We start from the raw sequence: 19,463 nt of genomic DNA on the forward strand, positions 1-19,463 counted from the left end.
TCAGCGGTGCAGCCACATGCGGATCGCAAGCAGCAATTGATCGGTGTTGACGGGTTTGGCGAGGTAGTCGGACGCGCCGGCTTCCAGGCATTTTTCGCGGTCGCCCTTCATCGCCTTCGCCGTCAGCGCGATGATCGGCAGGCGGAGGAAGGCCGGGTTCTCCCGGATCACGCCGATGGTCTGGTAGCCATCCATCTGCGGCATCATGATGTCCATCAGCACGATGGCGATTTCCGGATTGGATTCGACCAGCGTCACCGCCTCTCGGCCCGTGGTCGCCGTCAGCACCTTCATGCCGCGCCGTTCCAGCACGCTCGACAGTGCGAAGATGTTGCGGGCGTCGTCGTCGACGAGCAGCGCAGTCTTGCCGATCAGATCCTCGTCGGAACTGTTCAGCTTCTCCAGCATGCGCTGTTTCTCGACCGGCAGTTCCGTGATCACGCGATGCAGGAACAGCGCGGTCTCGTCGAGCAGGCGTTCGGGCGATTCCACGCCCTTGACCACGATGCTGCGCGCCATGGTGTGAAGTTCCGCATCCTCTTCGGCCGAGAGTTCGCGGCCGGTGAACACCACCACGGGAACATTCGATAGCGTGTCGTCGCGGCGGATCTGCTCCAGCACCTCGAAGCCGCTCATGTCGGGCAGCCGGAGGTCGAGCACCACGCAGTCGCAGGGCGCCTCGCGCAGCGTCGAGAGCGCACCTGCGCCGGTGTCGGTGGTCACGATCTCGATGTCGTCGTGATGCAGCAGCTCGCGGATCGACAGCTGCTCGGCCTCGTTGTCCTCGACGATCAGGAGCCGCTTGCGTCGTGGCTGCGCATATTCCTTGATCTGGGTCAGCGCGGCGGAAACGCCCTCGGTCGTGGTCGGCTTGTTGACGAAGGAGAAGGCGCCGCGGGCCAGCGCATGCTGCCGGTCCTCGTCGAGCGTGATGATCTGTACCGGAATGTGACGCGTCAGCGGGTTGTGCTTGAGCTGGCTCAGCACCGTCCAGCCGAGCATGTCGGGCAGGAACACGTCGAGCGACACGGCGCGCGGCTGGTACTGTTTTGCGAGTTCGAGCGCCTCCGCGCCGCGCGCGGCGACCAGGACCTTGAAACCCTTGTCACGCGCGAGGTCGACCAGGATGCGGGCATAGTGCGGATCGTCCTCGACGACCAGCAGGATGCTGTCGCCGGGTTCGAGATTGAGCCGGTCGTCGGGCAGCTGCTCGATGACGCGCTGCTGCTCGGGGACAGCGGGCTGCAGTGCCGGCGGCTGGTTGTATTGTTGCGGCGCCGGCGCGGCACGCGGCGCCAGCGTCGGGCCGGAATATTTCAGCGGCAGATACAGCGTGAAGGTCGAGCCCTTGCCGGGGGCGCTGCGCAGGTGGATTTCGCCGCCGAGCAGGCTCGCGAGCTCGCGGCTGATGGCAAGGCCAAGGCCGGTGCCGCCGTATTTGCGGCTGGTGCCGGCGTCGGCCTGCTGAAACGCCTCGAAGATCAGCTTCTGCTTCTCCAGGGGAATACCGATGCCGGTATCGGAGACCTCGAAGGCGATGACGGCCGGCGCGGAGTTCAGCACCGGATGATCCGTGCCCCAGCCGCCGAGCGCGCCGGCGACCTTGAGCCGCACTTCGCCTTCACCGGTGAACTTGAACGCGTTGGAGAGCAGGTTCTTCAGCACCTGCTGCAAGCGTTTGGAGTCGGTGACGATGCTGCGTGCGAGGTTCGGATCGACGTCGATCTGGAACGACAGATTGCGGTTCTCCGCCTCATGCCGGAACGGCCGCCCGACCGTCTCGAGCAGGTTCGCGGTGAGGATCTCCTCGGCCTCGACCGTCACCGTGCCGGACTCGATCTTGGAGAGATCGAGAATGTCGCTGATGAGGTTGAGGAGGTCGGTGCCGGCGCCGTGAATGGTGCGGGCGAACTCGACCTGCTTGGCGGAAAGATTGCCGTCCGGATTGTCGGTGAGCTGCTGGCCGAGAATCAGGATCGAGTTCAGCGGCGTCCGCAGCTCGTGGCTCATATTGGCCAGGAATTCCGACTTGTACTTCGACGTCAGCGCGAGCTCGGTCGCCTTTTCCTCGAGCGCGCGGCGGGCCTGCTCGATCTCCTGGTTCTTGCGCTCGACCTCGACGTTACGTTCGGCGAGCTGCTGCGCCTTCTGCTCGAGCTGGTCGTTGGTCTGCTGCAATTCGCGCTGTTGGGTCTGGAGCTCGCCGGCCAGCTGCTGCGACTGCTTCAGCAGGCCTTCGGTCTGCATCGTCGCTTCGATCGAATTGAGCACGATGCCGATGGAATCGGTGAGCTGCTCCAGGAAGGTCATCTGCGAGGTCGTGAACGAGGTGAGCGAGGCGAGCTCGATCACCGCCTTGACCTGGCCCTCGAACAGCACCGGCAGCACCACGAGGTTTTTCGGTGCGACGCGCAGCAGCGCCGAGTTGATCGGCACGACGTCGGCGGGAATATCGGCAACCACGCGCGGGCGCCTGTCGAGCGCGCACTGGCCGATCAGGCCGTCGCCGAATTGCAGCACGCGCTGATAGGGGTAGACGCCGTCGCCGGCATAGGAGGCGAGCAGCAGGAGCTGCGGATTGTCCTCGTTCTCGACCTGGTAGATCACGCCGGTATGCGCGTTGACCAGCGGCGACAGCTCGGTCAGCAGCAGCCGGCCGACGGTCGTGAGATCGCGCTGGCCCTGTAGCATGTTGGTGAATTTGGCGAGGTTGGTCTTCAGCCAGTCCTGCTCGGTGTTCACGTCCGTCGTGAGACGGAGATTCGTGATCATCGTGTTGATGTTGTCTTTCAGCTCGGCGAGTTCGCCGCGGGCGTCAACCTGGATCGACGGCGTCAAATCGCCCTTGGTCACTGCGGTCGCCACTTCGGCGATCGCGCGCACCTGCGAGGTGAGGTTGGCCGCGAGCAGGTTGACGTTGCCGGTGAGGTCCTTCCAGGTGCCGGCCGCGCCGGGCACGTCGGCCTGACCGCCCAGCCGTCCTTCGACGCCGACCTCGCGCGCCACCGACGTCACCTGGTCGGCGAAGGTCGCGAGCGTCTCGGTCATGTTGTTGATGGTGTCGGCGAGCGCTGCGACTTCGCCCTTCGATTTCACGGTGAGGTTCTGCTTGAGGTCGCCGTTGGCGACCGCGGTCACCACCTTGACGATGCCGCGGACCTGCTCGGTGAGGTTCGCCGCCATGAAGTTGACGGTGTCGGTGAGGTCCTTCCAGGTGCCGGCCACACCGGGCACCTGGGCCTGACCGCCGAGCTCGCCTTCGGTGCCGACTTCGCGCGCCACGCGCGTCACTTCGCCGGCGAACGCGTTGAGCTGGTCCACCATGGTGTTGATGGTGTTCTTCAGCTCGAGGATTTCGCCCTTCACGTCGACGGTGATCTTGCGGGACAAGTCGCCGCGGGCCACGGCGGTCGTCACTTCGGCGATGTTGCGGACCTGCGTGGTGAGGTTCGCAGCCAGCAGGTTGACGTTGTCGGTGAGGTCCTTCCAGGTGCCGCCGACGCCGGGCACGACGGCCTGACCGCCGAGCCGGCCTTCGGTGCCCACTTCGCGCGCCACGCGCGTCACTTCGGCGGCGAAGGAGCGGAGCTGCTCGACCATGGTGTTGAGGGTGTCCTTGAGCAGCAGGATCTCGCCGCGCACGTCCACCGTGATCTTCTTCGACAAGTCGCCGCCGGCGATCGCGGTTGCGACCTCGGCGATGTTGCGGACCTGGGCCGTCAGGTTCGAGGCCATGAAGTTGACGTTGTCGGTGAGGTCCTTCCAGGTGCCGGCGACGCCGGACACCTCGGCCTGACCGCCGAGCTTGCCTTCGGTGCCGACTTCGCGCGCGACGCGGGTGACTTCGCCGGCGAAGGCGTTGAGCTGGTCCACCATGGTGTTGATGGTGTTCTTGAGCTCGAGGATTTCGCCCTTCACGTCCACGGTGATCTTGCGGGACAAGTCACCGCGCGCCACGGCGGTGGTCACCTCGGCGATGTTGCGGACCTGGGCGGTGAGGTTGCCGGCCATCGAGTTGACGGAGTCGGTCAAATCCTTCCAGGTGCCGGCGACGCCGGGCACGTTGGCCTGGCCGCCGAGCCGGCCCTCGGTGCCGACCTCGCGCGCCACGCGCGTCACCTCGCCCGCGAAGCGGTTGAGCTGGTCGACCATCGTGTTCAGCGTGTCCTTCAGCTGAAGGATCTCGCCGCGCACGTCCACCGTGATCTTGCGCGAGAGGTCGCCGCCGGCGATCGCGGTCGCGACCTCGGCGATGTTGCGGACCTGTGCGGTGAGGTTGCCCGCCATCGAGTTGACGGAGTCGGTCAAATCCTTCCAGGTGCCGGCGACGCCGGGCACGTCGGCCTGGCCGCCGAGCTTGCCGTCGGTGCCGACCTCGCGCGCGACGCGGGTCACTTCGCCGGCGAAGGCGTTGAGCTGGTCCACCATGGTGTTGAGCGTTTCCTTCAGCTGAAGGATCTCGCCCGAGACGTTCACGGTGATCTTCTTGGACAAGTCGCCCTTGGCGACTGCGGTCGCGACTTCGGCGATGTTGCGGACCTGGCCGGTCAGGTTCGACGCCATCGAGTTGACGGAGTCGGTCAGGTCCTTCCAGGTGCCGCCGACGCCGCGCACGACGGCCTGGCCGCCGAGCTTGCCTTCGGTGCCGACCTCGCGCGCGACGCGCGTGACTTCGCCGGCGAAGGCGTTGAGCTGGTCCACCATGGTGTTGATGGTGTCCTTCAGCTCGAGGATTTCGCCACGGACGTCCACGGTGATCTTCTTCGACAGGTCGCCGCCGGCGACCGCCGTCGTCACCTCGGCGATGTTGCGAACCTGTGCGGTCAGGTTCGAAGCCATCGAGTTGACGCTTTCGGTGAGGTCCTTCCAGGTGCCGGCGACGCCCAGCACGTTGGCCTGGCCGCCGAGCCGTCCTTCGGTGCCGACCTCGCGCGCGACGCGCGTGACTTCGCCGGCGAAGGCATTGAGCTGGTCGACCATGGTGTTGAGCGTTTCCTTCAGCTGAAGGATTTCGCCCGACACGTTCACGGTGATCTTCTTGGACAAGTCGCCGCCGGCGATGGCGGTCGCGACGTCGGCGATGTTGCGGACCTGGGCGGTCAGGTTCGACGCCATGAAGTTGACGTTGTCGGTGAGGTCCTTCCAGGTGCCGGCCACGCCGGGCACCTGGGCCTGGCCGCCGAGCTTGCCTTCGGTGCCGACCTCGCGCGCGACGCGCGTCACTTCGGAGGCGAAGGAGTTGAGCTGGTCCACCATGGTGTTGATGGTGTCCTTCAGCTCCAGGATTTCGCCGCGCACGTCCACCGTGATCTTGCGGGACAAGTCGCCGCGCGCCACGGCGGTGGTCACGTTGGCGATGTTACGCACCTGTGCGGTGAGGTTGCCGCACATTGCGTTGACGGAGTCGGTCAGGTCCTTCCAGGTGCCGGCGACGCCGGGCACGATGGCCTGGCCGCCGAGCTTGCCGTCGGTGCCGACCTCGCGGGCGACGCGCGTCACTTCAGAGGCGAAGGAGCGCAACTGGTCCACCATCGTGTTGATGGCTTCCTTGAGCTGCAGGATCTCGCCGCGGACGTCGACCGTGATCTTCTTGGACAAGTCGCCGTTGGCGACCGCGATCGTCACCTCGGCGATGTTGCGAACCTGGTTGGTCAGGTTGTTCGCCATCGAGTTGACGCTCTCGGTCAGGTCCTTCCAGACGCCGGTCACCTCCGGCACCTGGGCCTGGCCGCCGAGCTTGCCCTCGGTGCCGACCTCGCGCGCCACGCGCGTCACCTCGGAGGTGAAGACGCCGAGCTGCTTGATCATCGTGTTGACGATGGTCGCCGATTGCAGGAATTCGCCGCGCAGCGGGCGGCCCTCCACGTCGAGCTTGACGGTTTGCAGCAGGTCGCCCTGCGCCACGGCCGCGACCGCACGGGTGACCTCGCGCGTCGGCCACAGCAGATCGTCGATCAGCGTATTGACCGAGCCTTCCATGTCGGCCCAGGAGCCCGAGGCGAGGCCGAACTTCACGCGCTGGCGGGTCTTGCCCTCGCGGCCCACGACCTGGCCGACCAGCTCGAGCTGCTGCGCCATGCGCTGGTTGGCCGCGATGATTTCGTTAAAAGTATCGGCAATCTTGCCGTCGATGCCGAGATATTCGCCGCTCATCCGCACCGAAAAATCGCCGCTGCGCATGGCCTGTAGCGCGAGCAGCAATTCCGACCGGGAATCCGGCTCCGAGATACCGTTGGGTTTGGGTTTTGGGACGCGACGACCGGAGCGTGATGCTGTTCCGGAATCGAGGTCGCTCATACTAATTCCCCCGCAGGCGCCGGCCGAATCTTTGGCGTGACGCATCTGGTCAAAATAGAGCGTCAGCCAAATTCGAAATCAAGCGCCAAGGTTGCGACGCTAGGAATTGGAACCTGCCGTGCTCAGCCCGGCCAAACTAACGACGAAGATTGACGAGAGTTCCATCCGATTACCTAAAATGTCTCAGCCCTTAGGAGGGGGCGTGGGGGGATGTTCCGATCTTGAAACTTCCGGCGGGGCGGCAAGGATGCCAAGGCCGCTGCCGGCCCGGACGCGCCGTCCGCCCGATCGAGCGGCAGAATCACTCGGAGGACAAGGAGGGCCGCTACTTGTCGGCCATGGTGCGCTCGGCGTCCTTCAACTGCGCGCGCAACACTGGCAGGTGCTCGCGCGCGAACGCGGCGAGCCCGGGATTGTCGGGCGTCTTCAGATAATTTTCGAGCAGGGTGATCGTGGATTCGTACTCGGGAATCTGGGCTGCATAGAAAGTTCTGACATAAGCGGGCCCCTCGGCGTCATCGGGCTTGGCGAGGCTGAGGCCGGCTGACGTCGTCTTGCTCACGCGCGGCTCGGTGCCGATGGCGTCCTGAATTTGCTTCAGCGCCTTGTCGCGCTTGGCCGCTTCTTCGGCGCGAAGGGCGGCAAGATTCTTGACCTCGGCATTGCCCTTCAGATCGGTGCTCTCCAGCAGGCCCTGCTGGAAGCGGCTGAAGGCGTAGAGGCCGCTGATGACGTCCGTGGCGTCGGGCGCGCGATCGCTGCGGATTTGCTCGCCGGTGCTGTCGGCAAGCGCCGCGGTGCTGATGAAGGCTAGGACGATCGCGACCAATATACGCATGGATATCCAATGACCCGCAGCGTGCAAAGTTCCGCGGAGGTTACGATCCTGTAAGGGCGGTTGCGGGGCAGGGGTTCCGTGCCCACGTCTTATCGATGAAACAGTCTGACATCTTCAGGGACAACGCCGAGAACTGCCTGCAATTGGCCGAGCGCTCGGAAGGGCGACCCGCCTATAATCGCTATTCGCGGATGGCGGATGCCTGGACGGCCCTGGCGAAGGAGCAGGACTGGCTCGACGGCGAAGTCCCGCCCGTGAAGGTCGGCATCCGGCGCAGCCGGGGCGTTTGACCGCTCCCTTTTTTGTGAATCCGCGTGTGAGACCGCTCACGGAATGAGCGGCACCAATCAACGATCATCCGGGAATAGTCGATCGCGTTGATTTACCCATTCCAGAAGGAGGTTTTGCGATGGCTCCACGTCTGGCACTTTTCTCACTCATCCTCGCCTTCGGCGTCTCGGTCGCGTTCGCGACGGTGACGACGGTCCGGCAGGTGCATCAGGAAAACGCATCCGTGGCGGTGCATGCGGCGCATAGTTAGCGTCGCACGGTTCTCGCACGTTCGGAACATTCGACGCACCGGAGCGTAAGCGCTCCGAGGCATCGGAGACGCGAGAGGACATCATGGCACATTCCGACCACGGCATCGTCAAGGACAAGCGTGCGGAAGATCAGCCGCGCGACAAGCAGCGCGCGCAGACCGTGCACCAGACGGACCAGAAGGGCTCGCCGTCGCGAGAGGCGACGCGCGATCCCAAACTCAACGACGACAGCAAGACGCCGGGCTCCGGCATGACGCCGGATGATTCCGGCGCGGCGCCGAGTGGCTAAAGCATGATCCGGACCCGAAGGGCCGCGTGCGCGCAAAGTGTGAAGCGGTTTTCCGAACAGATCATGCTCAACGAAACGGCGCGAGGAACGAATCCGCGCAGGAGGAGTCGACAGATTGCTTCCGGCGACATGCCCCCGGTGCTCCGGAAGTAATCTCCAAGAGCGGCTCCGGCACCCACCGTGCCGGGGCCGTTTTGTTTTGGAGGAGGGGATCAGTCTTCGGTGCCGCCCTCGGTGTGTCCCTCAGGGCCGCGGCCGAACACACCGAAATTGCTCGACTTCACGCCGGCCGCGGCATCGACGCCCACGGCGGCCAAGCCGAACTTCAGCAGTTCACGGACTGCTGCCGCTCTGGTCGGCATGCGATGTTTGAACCGGAAATCATCAACGGCGGCCAGTTCTTCCGGCGAGAGCATGACCTGAAGGCGCTCGGCGCGAAGGTCGTTCATGGTCGATCACGCAAAATGTGCAGGTTGAGTAATTTACTCAACGGATGACCTTGGCTTGGGTTCCACAAGAGTCGGAAAGATCGCCAAATGAGTAAAATAATTCAACAAAATCAATAAGTTAATATTGAAACGACTCGCCTGGTGGCGCATTCTCTTGGAAAGGGAGATAGGCCATGACGGAAGAAGTCAGGTTACCCCGCAAGCTTTCCGAAGAGCTTGAGGCGCAAAAACCGATGCGTCCGAGCCATCAGAAGGTGATCGAGCAAGTCGAGCGCTGGGCCAACAGCCCGGGCCTGCAGCCACCGAGGACGGACAATGCGAAGACGATCTGAGCCACATACTTTCGAACAACGTCTCAACGCGCAGAGGCTGCGGCTCGAGCACGAGCTGGCGGGCTTGCCGGATGGTAGCGAGCGTGATGCCGTCGCTGCGCGTATCGAGCAACTCCAGACGGCTGCCGCGATGTACGACTTCCTCTCGCCACGCGATACCGGCGCAGCGGCAAGTTAGGCCTGAGGCCAATTCGCGCAGCACGTGTTGCTAGGAACGATCGCCATCGCGTCCGGTTGGTCCTTCACACACTGGCTGAGTGGAGAATCGAAATGTTGAATCAAGGCGAACTGGACCGCGGCGAGATGGGTCGATTGATCGGCAGCGACAAGGTCGAGGGAACATCGGTCTATGGCGTCGATCGCAACAAGATCGGTTCGATCGAACGCGTGATGATCGACAAGGTCAGCGGCAAGGTATCTTACGCCGTGCTCGGCTTCGGCGGTTTCCTGGGCCTCGGCAACGATCACTATCCCTTGCCCTGGCAGTCGCTGAAATATGACACCGAGCTCGGCGGCTATGTCACCGGCATCACCGCCAAGTCGCTCGAAGGTGCGCCGAAATACGCTGAGCGCAGCGATTGGAATTGGGGCGACGACGCCGCCATGCGCGGCATCAACTCCTATTACGGCGTCCCCTTCGCTTAGAGGTGTCAGGCACGGGTCATGAGTGAGGCGCGGCACTTGGAGCCGCGCTTCTTTTTTGCGCAATGCATTGACGATTAGGCAGCGTCAGCGCCTCGCCGTCCCGGTCCCGCATGCACGTGCACCTGCTTGGCATGCAGCGGCTCGCCGCATTCCGAGCACACCATCACGGGATCGAACAGCTTGCCGCAATGCTTGTGCTCGTGCAGCAGCGGGCGGCCGCGCTCGTCGCCCATGTGGGTGTCGCCCCAGTGCACCATCGCCATGATGATCGGGTAGAGGTCGAGCCCCTTCTGCGTGAGGATGTATTCGTAGCGCTTCGGCGCCTCGGAATAGGGGACGCGACGCAGGATGCCGAAGCGGACCAGCTTCTTCAGACGCTCCGAGAGAAGATGCCGCGTGATCTGGAGCGAAGACTGAAACGCCTCGAAGCGACGCACGCGCAGAAAACATTCGCGCAGGATCAAGAGCGTCCAGCGGTCGCCGACCACGGCGACGGTGCGGGAGAGCGAGCAGGGCTCCTCGTCGAGCGTATCCCACTTCATGATCCGATCTCCGGCCTTGCCATAAGTCTGAAAAAGGAACTGACTTGAATGATCAGAGGTATTTCTATCTCAGCCTAGCATTCGATCGACGAATTTGACAGTTCTATTTTAGAACTATAGCCTCCAATTCAATCAGCTCTCATCGGAGGAGGCGACCTTGCCCAAGCGAAACGCGACTGCGGCCGTGATCGGGGCCGGCGATTTCATCGGCTCGGAGATTGCCAAGAAATTCGCTGCCGAAGGCTTTTCGATCTATGCGGGCCGCCGCAACGGCGACAAGCTCGCACCGCTGGTGACGGACATCGAAGCGGCCGGCGGCGAGATTCATGCGCGGTCGCTGGACGCGCGGAAGGAGGAGGAGGTCATCTCCTTCCTCAACGACGCCGACAAGCACGCGCCGCTCGAGGTCTGCATCTTCAACGTCGGCGCCAACGTCAATTTCCCGATCCTCGACACCACCGAGCGCGTATTCCGCAAGGTCTGGGAGATGGCCTGCTACTCCGGCTTCCTGGCCGGGCGCGAGGCGGCGCGGCTGATGCTGCCGCGCGGCGGCGGCAAGATCTTCTTCACCGGCGCGACGGCGTCCTTGCGCGGCGGCAGCGGTTTTGCGGCCTTTGCCAGCGCCAAGTTCGGACTGCGCGCGGTGGCGCAGGCGATAGCGCGCGAGCTCGGGCCGAAGAACATCCACGTCGCCCATCTCATCATCGATTCCGGCGTCGACACCGAATGGGTGCGGCAGCGCCGGCTCGAGTCGCTCGGGCCGAATGCGCTGGATAATCCCGATCTGCTGATGCCGCCGGCGGCGGTGGCGGATTCCTATTGGCAGCTCTATCAGCAGCCGAAGAGTGCCTGGACCTTCGAGATGGAGATTCGCCCCTTCGGCGAGAAATGGTGACCGCGGCACGAGACTACGGCTAGACTGATCCCAACATCAGCAAAATTCCGGGAGGAGAACTAAGTGAAGACCGCGATCACCGAACTGTTCGGCATCGAGCATCCCATCATCCAGGGCGGCATGCATTTCGTCGGCTTTGCCGAGCTTGCCGCCGCCGTCTCCAATGCCGGCGGGCTCGGCATCATCACCGGCCTGACGCAGAAGACGCCGGAGCTGCTCGCCAAGGAGATCGCGCGTTGCCGCGACATCACCGACAAGCCGTTCGGTGTGAACCTCACCTTCCTGCCGACCTTCTCGGCACCGCCTTATCCGGAATACATCGCAGCCATCGTCGAGGGCGGCGTCAAGGCCGTGGAGACCGCGGGACGCAGCCCCGAACAATACATGCCGGCGCTGAAGGCCGCCGGCATCAAGGTGATCCACAAATGCACCTCGGTGCGTCATTCGCTGAAGGCCGAGCGGATCGGCTGCGATGCCGTCAGCGTCGACGGCTTCGAGTGCGGCGGTCATCCCGGCGAGGACGACATTCCCAACATGATCCTGCTGCCGCGTGCGGCGGAGGAATTGAAGATCCCGTTCGTGGCCTCCGGCGGCATGGCCGACGGGCGCAGCCTCGTCGCAGCGCTGTCGCTGGGCGCGGCCGGCATGAACATGGGCACGCGTTTCATCGCCACGAAGGAAGCACCCGTCCATCAGAACGTGAAAAATGCTCTGGTCGCCGCGACCGAGCTCGACACCCGCCTGATCATGCGGGCCCTGCGCAACACCGAGCGCGTGCTGAAGAACGCCAATGTCGATCGCCTGCTCGAGATCGAGCACGCCAAGGGCGACAAGCTGACGATCGACGACATCCATGACCAGGTCGCGGGCGTCTATCCGAAGGTCATGCTCGACGGGCAGATGGATGCCGGCGCCTGGAGCTGCGGCATGGTCGCTGGCCTCATCCACGACATTCCCACCTGCAAGGAACTTGTCGATCGCATCATGAGCGAGGCGGAACAAATCATCCGCAGCCGGCTGATGGGGTTCCTGGATGGGACAAGTGCGACGCGAAAGGTCGCTTGACACCGCAAAACTTCTTAACCACGGCGGGAACTGACCGCTGGAATTGCACGCGGCGCCTCCTAAATACAGGTAGAGAACTCCTTTAATCTTCAATTTCAGGAGGCGTCCGTGGTCCTGAAAAGCGTTCCTTTTGCGATTGCCATTGCCCTCGTATTTGCAGTGGGCGGCATCGCGCGCGCTGACGACTACAAGCCTGACGAATATCTCGGCCTCGATCTCTCCAAGGCTGTCCTGTCGCCGAAGCGGCTCGGGCCGGAGACGCAGTTCGCCCCCGTTGCGCTGGAGGCGAAGGGCGGCAACGAAGCGCAAGCTCGAGCCGAACCGGTCGACGTGCCGAAGAAGGTTGCGGCCGAACGCGTGCGCGTGTCGGAGCCGAAGGTCGCGCAAGGAAAGAGCGCACAGCCGCGTGGCGCAGCCCGCACCAAGCTCGCGCATCGCCACGGCAATCCGCTGGACGCGCAGGCGATGGACACCCGTATCCAGACATGGCCGTGTCGTTCCGGCGGCATCTGCAACTGGAAGCACTAAGAGCCGTGCAGAGGTCGCTTCACCTCTCCCCGTAAGAACCAGGCGGGAAGCTCGCCCGTAGCCATCCTTCGAGACGCCCGCCTCCGGCGGGCCCTCAGGATGAGGACGGAGTACGTGGCAACAATTTCGACAGGCAAAGCTGCCGGTCAGCCTCATCCTTGTAAGTCAGATCGTGCCGGATCGGCTAAGATAGCCGGCGCGGTAACGGACGGGAGACCGCTTCATCCAAGGGCCGCGAAGCCCGTGCCTCAGCGCGGCGCCCCGTCCGTTGTTCCATCGAACCCGAACAGTCGCGAGGGCCGCCTGGCGAGCCCGGTTGCGCAAGGAGGGGTGCAGATGGACGCGATCTATGTTGGCATTGATGTGTCAAAGGACCGGCTGGACGTGCATGTACGTCCAAATGGAGAAGCCTTTGCCGTCGCGCGCGACGGCAAAGGCTTGGAAGAGTTGGTTACGCGTCTTGCGGCTTGTTCGCCAACGCTGATTGCGGTGGAGGCGACAGGCGGGTTCGAGACCATCGTTGCGGCAGCGCTGGCCGGCGCCGAATTGCCGCTGGTGGTGGTCAATCCGGCCCAGATCCGGCACTTCGCCCAAGCCGTTGGTCGGCGTGCCAAGACCGATCCGATCGATGCGGCGGTCATCGCACGGTTCATCGAGGCCGTGAGACCAACGCCGCGCGCTCTGCCGGATCAGCAGGCGCGGCTGCTGGCGGAGCTGGTCAGTCGCAGGCGGCAGATCATCGAGATGATCGTTGCCGAACGCCAGCGCGAGAAGCGGGTCGAGAATGTGCGCGTTCGCAAGAGCCTTGTTCGCCACATCAAGGTTCTCGAGAAGGAACTACCGGAGATCGACAACGACATCGACACCTTGGTGCGCGGATCGCCGGTCTGGCGCGACAAGGAGGAACTGATGATCAGCTTTCCGGGAGTGGGCAACACGCTCGCTCGCACGTTCTTGGCCGAGGTGCCCGAACTCGGCACCCTCAACCGTCGCCAGATTGCAAGCCTTGCCGGCCTTGCTCCGTTCACCCGTCAGTCCGGCCGCTGGAAGGGCAAGAGCATGATCGGGGGCGGAAGAGCCGCGCTGCGCGCTGGGCTCTATATGGCTGCTCTATCCGCTAGCCAGCATCATCCGCAGCTCAAAACGTTCTATCGACGCCTGCTGGCCGCCGGAAAGCCCAAGATGGTTGCCCTCATCGCGGTCGCGCGCAAGGTTCTCACCATCCTCAACGCCATGCTCAGAGACCAAAAACAATGGCAATCCGCTTGACAAAGAACACAGTCGCTGAGGAGCGCGGTACGCGCGTCTCGAAGGACGAGGCGCTCGCTCAGGCCTCGCCAAGCCCATACGCGTTAGCCCTACCGTAAGAACGGGGCGAGGGAGCGGACCGTCGCCGCGGCTACATCTCGCCCGTCATCTCCACGTCGTAAAACCGTAGGCGTGGAGTCAAGAAACCGTAAGCCGGTAGTCAAACGGCGCAGGCACCTTCCGTCGCGATTCGACGAAGGTCTCCTGAATGGCAACGCTCCGCGCTTCGCGCGCATGGACCCGGCGACAGTTCCTGGTCCGCTCTGCTTCCACCCTTGCCGTCGCCTCGCTCGCAAAGCCACGCATCAGCCGCGCCGCCGATCGCCCGCAGATCGCGGGCGGCATCCAGTCCGGCGACGTCTCGGATGGCTCCGCCGTGATCTGGGCGCGGGCGGATCGGCCTGCTCGCATGCAGGTGGACTACGCGACCGTCGAAAGCTTCAAGACCATCATCGCATCGAGATCGCGCGACGCGCTGGGCGATGCAGACTTCACCGCTAAACTGCAGCTCGACGATCTGCCGGCCGGGCAGGACATCTTCTATCGCGTGCGCTTCGACGACATCGCCACCGGCATCGCCGGCGAAAGCCGCATCGGCCATTTCCGCACCGCCCCGGCCGAGCGGCAGTCGATCTCGTTCCTGTGGTCGGGCGATGTCGCGGGGCAGGGCTGGGGCATCGACATCTCCCGCGGCGGCTATCGCAGCTATCGCACCATGCGCGACAACCGCCCGGATTTCTTCATCCACTCCGGCGATCACATCTATGCCGACTGCACGATCCCGTCCGAGCAGAAGCTGCCGAACGGCGAGATCTGGCGCAACGTCGTGACCGAGGAGAAAGCGCAGGCCGCACACACGCTGGCCCAGTTCCGCGGCAACTACAAATACAACCACCTCGATGAGAATTTCCGCGCCTTCCATGCGGAGGTCCCCATGTTCGCGCAATGGGACGATCACGAGGTCACCAACGACTGGTCGCCCACCGGCAGCTATGACGAGGCCGGCTATGAGGATGACGGCACCCCGCGCCTGGTTGCCCGTGCCCGGCGCGCGTTCTTCGACTTCATGCCGATCCGGGACATCGGTGCGCGGCAGGGACGGGTCTATCGCAAGATCCCGTACGGCCCGCTGCTCGACGTCTTCATGATCGATATGCGCAGCTATCGCGATGACACCTGGAACAAGGGCGACGATCATCGCGGCTGGATTCTGGGCGCCGAGCAGCTCGCCTGGCTGAAGCGGGAGCTCGCCGCCTCGCGCGCGACCTGGAAGGTGATCGCGGCCGATCTGCCGATCGGGCTGATCAGCCTCGACGCCGTCGCGCTCGGTGACGGCCCGCCCGACCGGCGTGAGCATGAGATCGCCGATCTCCTCGCCTCGATCAAGCGTGCTTGTGTCCGCAACATCGTCTGGCTCACCGCCGACATGCACTACACGGCCGCGCATTACTACGATCCGAACAAGGCGCAATTCCAGGACTTCGACCCGTTCTGGGAGTTCGTCTCCGGCCCCTTGCATGCAGGCACATGGGGGCCCGGCGAGCTCGACAACACGTTTGGCCCCGTGGCGATGTACCGCAACGGGTGCAGCGAGGCCCAGGGCGAGAACCTCGCGCCTTGCTTCGGCCTGCAGTTCTTCGGTCGCGTCGACATCGATGGCATAAGCGGCGTGATGACGGTGACCTTGAAGGACGTCGATAACCGCAATCTCTGGTCCGTCGACATCGTGCCGCAGCCGCAGGCGCGACCCGCGGTGGTCGCGCAGCATTCGTGAGGAGCGGGTGGTCTTGCCTAACCTCTCCCGCTTGCGGGAGAGGTCGGCGCGTCCCGGGCGATGCGAAGCATCGTCCCGCGCGCCGGGTGAGGGTTCTATCCTCTGGGGGGCTCGCCCAGCGGAGACACCCCCACCCCAGCCCTCCCCCGCAAGCGGGAGAGGGAGCTCACCTCGCTTGTGGTGACGGTCAGGCCTAATCACCCCTAACCCGATCTTGATTGGCCGTAGCGCGCCTCCCGCGCTATAGTCACCATTCCCGCCACCTCTTTTCCATCACCGAAGAGTCTGTCCCCTCGCGGCCCCACCGCGTGTCTGGCGGGATGAAAGACGTCAGGAGTTGATCCATGGATAATCTGAAAACACAGGGCATCAGCATGCCCAAGCTCGGCCTCGGCACCTTCCGCATGCAGGGCGATGCCTGCCGCGCGGCTGTCGAGAGCGCGCTGTCGATCGGCTATCGCCATATCGATACCGCCGAAATGTACGCCAACGAGGAGGCCATCGGCGCCGCGCTTGCGGCAGCCTCCGTGCCGCGCGGCGAGCTGCACGTCACGACCAAGGTCTGGCACGAAAACCTGACACCGGATGCGATCCGTCGCGCCTTCGATGCCAGCCTGAACAAGCTGAGGCTCGACCATGTCGATCTCTATCTCGTGCACTGGCCGTCGAAATCGGCGAACTGGGGCGCGGTGTTCGAGACCCTGATGAAGCTGAAGCAAGAGGGGCGCACGCGCGCGATCGGCGTCGCCAATTTCACCACGGCGCTGCTCAAGGTCGCGGTCGAGGACGTCAAGGCGCCGATCGCCTGCAACCAGATCGAATATCACGCGATGCTGGATCAATCGAAGGTGCTGGCCTATCTCAACGCGAAGTCGATCCCGCTCGTCGCTTATTGCCCGCTGGCGCAGGGCCGCTTCGCCACAGATCCGGTGCTGGGCGAGATCGGCGCCAAGCACAATGCGAGCGCCGCGCAAGTGGCGCTGAAATGGCTGCTCGACCAGGATGGTGTCGCCGCGATCCCGAAAGCATCCCGCCGCGAGAGCCAGCAGGCCAATCTGGACGCGTTGAAGATCACGCTCGACGATGCCGACCGCAAGAAAATCGCCGCGCTCCCTAAGGACAAGCGTTGCGTCAATCCCGGCTTCGCGCCGGCCTGGGATTAGGTTGCTCTTCCCCCTCTCCCCTTGCGGGAGAGGGTGGCTCGCCGCGAAGCGGCGAGACGGGTGAGGGGTATCTATCCTCCTACACACATCCAACCGTATCGATAGATACCCCTCATCCGGCGCCATAGCCGAAGCTCTGCTTCGGCGTTCTTAGGAACGGCGGCCGAAGGCCGCCTATGCCACCTTCTCCCGCAAGGGGAGAAGGAAGAAAAAGAAATGGCCCCGCGAGGGGCCATTTCCAGTTCGCGCTGCGCATTAGTCCCAGTGGCGATGACTGCGCTTGACCACGACGACGCGGTCGTGATGGTGCCAGCCACGATGCCAGCCGTTGTCGCGATGCTCGCGGAATTCGGCGCGGGCGCCGTACGGGCCGTGATGACCGTGCTTGACGATGACAGTCTCAGCACTCGCCAGCGTCGGCGCCGCAACCGCGAGCGCACCCAGAGCGGCAACGACATAACCAAGTTTCTTCATGATGTCCTCCTCCAACGTAATGCAATTGAGAACGACGCATACGTGCGAACGTTCCGGAGGAACGGGAAGAGAATTCTGAATGGATATTCAGGATCAGAGCATGATCCGGAGCCGAAGGGTCGCGTTAGCGCAAAGTGTGCCGCGGTTTTCCGGAAAGATCATGCTCAAACGCAAATCGTTAATCGCAGCGCTGCTGCGGAAGCGTCGGCGCGCCGGTCTTGACGTATTTGCCATCCCTGATCGTGTACTCGCCACGCTCGCCGCGATTGTAGATCGCGCGCAGGCCGCCATCCTTGGTAAGTATCACGCCAAATTCGCGCGTCTGACGCAGTGATGGGAAGAACACCATCAGGTTGAGCACGCCTTCGGCGTCGACCGTCGCGGAGACCACCTCGTTCTCGTCCTTGGCGTCACCGAAATTGCGCCGGTACATCACCCGGCCGTCCTTCCGGATTTCGTAAGTCAGCAGCGCGCCCTTGTCGCGGTCGGGACTGACAGCGCAATCGACCGCCCATGAGCCGAGCAAGCCCCATTGCTCGACTGTTTCCGCGAGCGTCTCCGCATGCGCCAGCGACGTCAGCGCAATCCAAAGCACCGCCGCCGTCATCCAGCGACTCAAACAACACGTCATGTCCTGAAAAGCCCCGCCTCGAACAGTTCCAAAGTGTAGCATCCCGCGCGCGGTCGTCCACGCCGGCCGTCAATCGCGCGCGAATTTGATCCGCGTCAATGAGGCCGTCCACGCCGGGGGGCAAGATGGCGCTCCCGAAGGCGAATGTGGTGAGAGCGATGCTGAATCAAGTGATGGATTTCGCGGGCGAGGTGCTGCCGGGAAGCCGTGCGCTGCCGCCTTACTCCGAGACTGCGTTTCTGGCCGAGCTGGGCGAACGCCTGAGGTCCTCGCGCGCGCGTTGCGAGCTGTCGCGCCGGGAGCTCGCCCGCCGCTCCGGGATTTCCGAGCGCTACATCGCCCAGATCGAGGCCGGCAAGGGCAACGTCTCGATCGTCCTGTTGCTGCGGCTGGCCTCCGCGATCCACGGTAGCCAGCCCCAGGTTGCTTAGGCGAACATCACGCCCGCTTCTCCACATTGGCGCTGCGGGCCGGCACGCCGAACTCCTTGCGGCAAACCTCGGCCAGCACCGCGACGCCCTCGCGGATCTGCTGATGCGAAGGGCTCCCGAAACACAGCCGCAGCCGCGAGCCTGAGTGGCCCTTGTTGGTCGACCATTCCGGCCCGGGATTGATCGCGACGCCCGCAGCAAGCGCAGCCTGATAGAGTTTCAGCGTGTCGACCTGGTCGGGCAGCTTCACCCAGAGGAAGATGCCGCCCTTGGGCGCCTCGAACTCGGCGGCGGTCCCGAACTGCTCGTTGAGGGCTTCCATCAGCGTATCGAGCTTGGTGCGCAACGTTTTCGTCAGCGCCGGCACGTGGCTGGCGAAATGCGGCTTGCAATAGGTAGCGAGCACCATCTGCTCCAGCGCGCCGGAGCCGGCATCCGTCTTCAGCGCCAGCATCCGCGACATCACATCCCAGGGCGCGACGATGAAACCGACGCGCAGCGCCGGCGCGATCGACTTCGAGAACGAGCCGATATGGATCACGCCGCCATTTTTGCTCATCGCGTAGATCGCAGGCGGCCGTTGCCCTGACCACACCAGGTCCGCATAGCAATCGTCCTCGAAGATGGGCACGCCGTGTTCGGCCGACAGCTTCAGCAATTCGGCGCGGCGCGTCTCCGGCATGATGCTCCCGGTCGGATTCTGCACGGTCGGGATGGTGTAGATGTATTTCGGCCGGATGCCGCGGCCTTTCAGATCGGCGAGTGTCGCGGCCAGCGCGTCCATGCGCATGCCGTCGTCGTCGAGGGGAATGCCGACGACGTTGACGCCCAGCCGCGTCAGCCGCTGCAGCGCGCCCTGATACGTTTCCTGCTCGACCAGCACGGTGTCGCCGCGCGTCAGCAGCGTGTTGTTGACGAGGTCGAGCGCCTGGAGCGAGCCGGAGACGATCATGAGATCGTCGACCGTGCAGCTGATGCCGCCGTCGCGCTTCAGTTTTGTCACCAGGAATTCGCGCAGGGGCAGGTAACCTTGTGGACCATGCGCCAGCCCGTAAGTGGCGAGCGAGCGGCCCTCGCGTTGCAGGGCCTGATTGGCGGCCTCGATCAGCCCGTCGAGCGGCAGCTGCTCGGAATCATTATTCCCGCCGACAAAGCTGTATTTGGCAAGGCCCGTCCAGCGCGCAGAAGGGGCCGGCAGCCCTGCGGGAAACAGGGGCGCGAAATCGAAGCTGGACGTCATGGGAGCGTTCCTCGTTGTTT

General features: G+C 64.0%; 20 protein-coding genes. 13 read left to right on the plus strand and 7 right to left on the minus strand.

Annotation, left to right across the window (positions count from 1 at the left end):
- Together NLM32_RS13930 and NLM32_RS13935 are read right to left on the minus strand one after the other, a co-directional pair.
- Positions 1-6,297: a HAMP domain-containing protein gene (locus NLM32_RS13930; RefSeq protein ID WP_254129541.1), complete on the minus strand. Its 6,297-nt coding sequence runs from the start codon at positions 6,295-6,297 to the stop codon at positions 1-3.
- A 325-nt stretch (positions 6,298-6,622) separates the two neighbouring features.
- Positions 6,623-7,135, minus strand: a complete 513-nt coding sequence (locus NLM32_RS13935; RefSeq protein ID WP_254129542.1) for a DUF4142 domain-containing protein — start codon at positions 7,133-7,135, stop codon at positions 6,623-6,625.
- A 95-nt stretch (positions 7,136-7,230) separates the two neighbouring features.
- Between NLM32_RS13935 and NLM32_RS13940 the strand changes: the two genes are divergently transcribed.
- The 3 genes from NLM32_RS13940 to NLM32_RS13945 all read left to right on the plus strand — a co-directional run bounded on the left by NLM32_RS13940 (position 7,231) and on the right by NLM32_RS13945 (position 7,966).
- Positions 7,231-7,425, plus strand: a complete 195-nt coding sequence (locus NLM32_RS13940) for a hypothetical protein (RefSeq protein WP_254129543.1) — start codon at positions 7,231-7,233, stop codon at positions 7,423-7,425.
- Positions 7,426-7,544: 119 nt separating this feature from the next.
- Positions 7,545-7,676, plus strand: a complete 132-nt coding sequence (locus tag NLM32_RS45810; protein ID WP_256561251.1) for a hypothetical protein — start codon at positions 7,545-7,547, stop codon at positions 7,674-7,676.
- Positions 7,677-7,759: 83 nt separating this feature from the next.
- Positions 7,760-7,966: a hypothetical protein gene (locus NLM32_RS13945; protein WP_254129544.1), complete on the plus strand. Its 207-nt coding sequence runs from the start codon at positions 7,760-7,762 to the stop codon at positions 7,964-7,966.
- A 212-nt stretch (positions 7,967-8,178) separates the two neighbouring features.
- Here the strand turns inward: NLM32_RS13945 and NLM32_RS13950 are convergent, their stop codons facing one another.
- A complete protein-coding gene (locus NLM32_RS13950; protein WP_254129545.1) occupies positions 8,179-8,415 on the minus strand; it encodes a hypothetical protein in 237 nt (78 codons plus the stop codon).
- A 173-nt stretch (positions 8,416-8,588) separates the two neighbouring features.
- On the opposite strand from NLM32_RS13950, the gene NLM32_RS13955 reads away from it, so the two are divergent.
- From NLM32_RS13955 to NLM32_RS13965, 3 genes are all read left to right on the plus strand, one after another.
- The gene (locus NLM32_RS13955; RefSeq protein ID WP_254129546.1) at positions 8,589-8,747 is read left to right on the plus strand and encodes a hypothetical protein; all 159 of its coding nucleotides are present in this window, start codon (positions 8,589-8,591) and stop codon (positions 8,745-8,747) included.
- Positions 8,731-8,925 (plus strand): hypothetical protein, encoded by a 195-nt coding sequence (locus tag NLM32_RS13960; RefSeq protein ID WP_254129547.1) that lies wholly within the window; start codon positions 8,731-8,733, stop codon positions 8,923-8,925. The genes NLM32_RS13955 and NLM32_RS13960 overlap by 17 nt, the downstream gene beginning before the upstream one ends.
- Before the next feature lie 92 nt (positions 8,926-9,017).
- Positions 9,018-9,392, plus strand: a complete 375-nt coding sequence (locus NLM32_RS13965; RefSeq protein WP_254129548.1) for a PRC-barrel domain-containing protein — start codon at positions 9,018-9,020, stop codon at positions 9,390-9,392.
- 74 nt (positions 9,393-9,466) lie between these two features.
- On the opposite strand, the gene NLM32_RS13970 is transcribed toward NLM32_RS13965, so the two are convergent.
- A complete protein-coding gene (locus NLM32_RS13970) occupies positions 9,467-9,934 on the minus strand; it encodes a helix-turn-helix domain-containing protein (RefSeq protein WP_254129549.1) in 468 nt (155 codons plus the stop codon).
- 157 nt (positions 9,935-10,091) lie between these two features.
- Between NLM32_RS13970 and NLM32_RS13975 the strand changes: the two genes are divergently transcribed.
- The 6 genes from NLM32_RS13975 (at position 10,092) to NLM32_RS14000 (ending at position 16,667) form a co-directional block, all read left to right on the plus strand.
- Positions 10,092-10,829: an SDR family oxidoreductase gene (locus NLM32_RS13975; RefSeq protein ID WP_254129550.1), complete on the plus strand. Its 738-nt coding sequence runs from the start codon at positions 10,092-10,094 to the stop codon at positions 10,827-10,829.
- Positions 10,830-10,892: 63 nt separating this feature from the next.
- Positions 10,893-11,894, plus strand: a complete 1,002-nt coding sequence (locus NLM32_RS13980) for a nitronate monooxygenase family protein (RefSeq protein WP_254129551.1) — start codon at positions 10,893-10,895, stop codon at positions 11,892-11,894.
- A gap of 108 nt (positions 11,895-12,002) precedes the next feature.
- Positions 12,003-12,422: a hypothetical protein gene (locus NLM32_RS13985; protein WP_254129552.1), complete on the plus strand. Its 420-nt coding sequence runs from the start codon at positions 12,003-12,005 to the stop codon at positions 12,420-12,422.
- Between the two features lie 336 nt (positions 12,423-12,758).
- The gene (locus NLM32_RS13990) at positions 12,759-13,691 is read left to right on the plus strand and encodes a transposase (RefSeq protein WP_254127844.1); all 933 of its coding nucleotides are present in this window, start codon (positions 12,759-12,761) and stop codon (positions 13,689-13,691) included.
- A gap of 247 nt (positions 13,692-13,938) precedes the next feature.
- Positions 13,939-15,504 carry an alkaline phosphatase gene (locus NLM32_RS13995; RefSeq protein ID WP_254129553.1) on the plus strand — a complete coding sequence of 522 codons (1,566 nt, stop codon included), beginning with the start codon at positions 13,939-13,941 and terminating at the stop codon, positions 15,502-15,504.
- Positions 15,505-15,848: 344 nt separating this feature from the next.
- Positions 15,849-16,667, plus strand: coding sequence for an aldo/keto reductase (locus tag NLM32_RS14000; RefSeq protein ID WP_254129554.1), 819 nt, complete (start codon positions 15,849-15,851; stop codon positions 16,665-16,667).
- Positions 16,668-16,922: 255 nt separating this feature from the next.
- Here NLM32_RS14000 and NLM32_RS14005 read toward each other — a convergent pair whose 3' ends face one another.
- Both NLM32_RS14005 and NLM32_RS14010 read right to left on the minus strand, forming a co-directional pair.
- Positions 16,923-17,141, minus strand: a complete 219-nt coding sequence (locus tag NLM32_RS14005; RefSeq protein ID WP_254129555.1) for a hypothetical protein — start codon at positions 17,139-17,141, stop codon at positions 16,923-16,925.
- Between the two features lie 178 nt (positions 17,142-17,319).
- Entirely contained in the window at positions 17,320-17,772 is a 453-nt protein-coding gene (locus NLM32_RS14010) for a hypothetical protein (protein ID WP_254129556.1), read from the minus strand.
- A gap of 158 nt (positions 17,773-17,930) precedes the next feature.
- Between NLM32_RS14010 and NLM32_RS14015 the strand changes: the two genes are divergently transcribed.
- Entirely contained in the window at positions 17,931-18,203 is a 273-nt protein-coding gene (locus NLM32_RS14015; RefSeq protein ID WP_254129557.1) for a helix-turn-helix domain-containing protein, read from the plus strand.
- Positions 18,204-18,210: 7 nt separating this feature from the next.
- On the opposite strand, the gene NLM32_RS14020 is transcribed toward NLM32_RS14015, so the two are convergent.
- On the minus strand, positions 18,211-19,443 hold the full coding sequence (locus NLM32_RS14020) for a PLP-dependent aminotransferase family protein (RefSeq protein WP_254129558.1): 1,233 nt from the start codon (positions 19,441-19,443) through the stop codon (positions 18,211-18,213).
- Positions 19,444-19,463 lie beyond the last annotated feature (20 nt).

Origin of the sequence: Bradyrhizobium sp. CCGUVB14, from assembly GCF_024199935.1 — a bacterium.
In the GTDB taxonomy this organism is placed as follows: domain Bacteria; phylum Pseudomonadota; class Alphaproteobacteria; order Rhizobiales; family Xanthobacteraceae; genus Bradyrhizobium.

What these genes read in the sequence shown, in the direction of transcription:
- NLM32_RS13950 (WP_254129545.1), bottom strand. Translation starts at nt 8,415, where the DNA reads ATGAACGACCTTCGCGCCGAGCGCCTTCAGGTCATGCTCTCGCCGGAA.
- NLM32_RS45810 (WP_256561251.1), top strand. Translation starts at nt 7,545, where the DNA reads ATGGCTCCACGTCTGGCACTTTTCTCACTCATCCTCGCCTTCGGCGTC.
- NLM32_RS13965 (WP_254129548.1), top strand. Translation starts at nt 9,018, where the DNA reads ATGTTGAATCAAGGCGAACTGGACCGCGGCGAGATGGGTCGATTGATC.
- NLM32_RS14000 (WP_254129554.1), top strand. Translation starts at nt 15,849, where the DNA reads ATGGATAATCTGAAAACACAGGGCATCAGCATGCCCAAGCTCGGCCTC.
- NLM32_RS13970 (WP_254129549.1), bottom strand. Translation starts at nt 9,934, where the DNA reads ATGAAGTGGGATACGCTCGACGAGGAGCCCTGCTCGCTCTCCCGCACC.
- NLM32_RS13940 (WP_254129543.1), top strand. Translation starts at nt 7,231, where the DNA reads ATGAAACAGTCTGACATCTTCAGGGACAACGCCGAGAACTGCCTGCAA.
- NLM32_RS13930 (WP_254129541.1), bottom strand. Translation starts at nt 6,297, where the DNA reads ATGAGCGACCTCGATTCCGGAACAGCATCACGCTCCGGTCGTCGCGTC.
- NLM32_RS14005 (WP_254129555.1), bottom strand. Translation starts at nt 17,141, where the DNA reads ATGAAGAAACTTGGTTATGTCGTTGCCGCTCTGGGTGCGCTCGCGGTT.
- NLM32_RS14015 (WP_254129557.1), top strand. Translation starts at nt 17,931, where the DNA reads ATGCTGAATCAAGTGATGGATTTCGCGGGCGAGGTGCTGCCGGGAAGC.
- NLM32_RS13935 (WP_254129542.1), bottom strand. Translation starts at nt 7,135, where the DNA reads ATGCGTATATTGGTCGCGATCGTCCTAGCCTTCATCAGCACCGCGGCG.
- NLM32_RS14010 (WP_254129556.1), bottom strand. Translation starts at nt 17,772, where the DNA reads ATGACGTGTTGTTTGAGTCGCTGGATGACGGCGGCGGTGCTTTGGATT.
- NLM32_RS13990 (WP_254127844.1), top strand. Translation starts at nt 12,759, where the DNA reads ATGGACGCGATCTATGTTGGCATTGATGTGTCAAAGGACCGGCTGGAC.
- NLM32_RS13995 (WP_254129553.1), top strand. Translation starts at nt 13,939, where the DNA reads ATGGCAACGCTCCGCGCTTCGCGCGCATGGACCCGGCGACAGTTCCTG.
- NLM32_RS13945 (WP_254129544.1), top strand. Translation starts at nt 7,760, where the DNA reads ATGGCACATTCCGACCACGGCATCGTCAAGGACAAGCGTGCGGAAGAT.
- NLM32_RS13955 (WP_254129546.1), top strand. Translation starts at nt 8,589, where the DNA reads ATGACGGAAGAAGTCAGGTTACCCCGCAAGCTTTCCGAAGAGCTTGAG.
- NLM32_RS13960 (WP_254129547.1), top strand. Translation starts at nt 8,731, where the DNA reads ATGCGAAGACGATCTGAGCCACATACTTTCGAACAACGTCTCAACGCG.
- NLM32_RS14020 (WP_254129558.1), bottom strand. Translation starts at nt 19,443, where the DNA reads ATGACGTCCAGCTTCGATTTCGCGCCCCTGTTTCCCGCAGGGCTGCCG.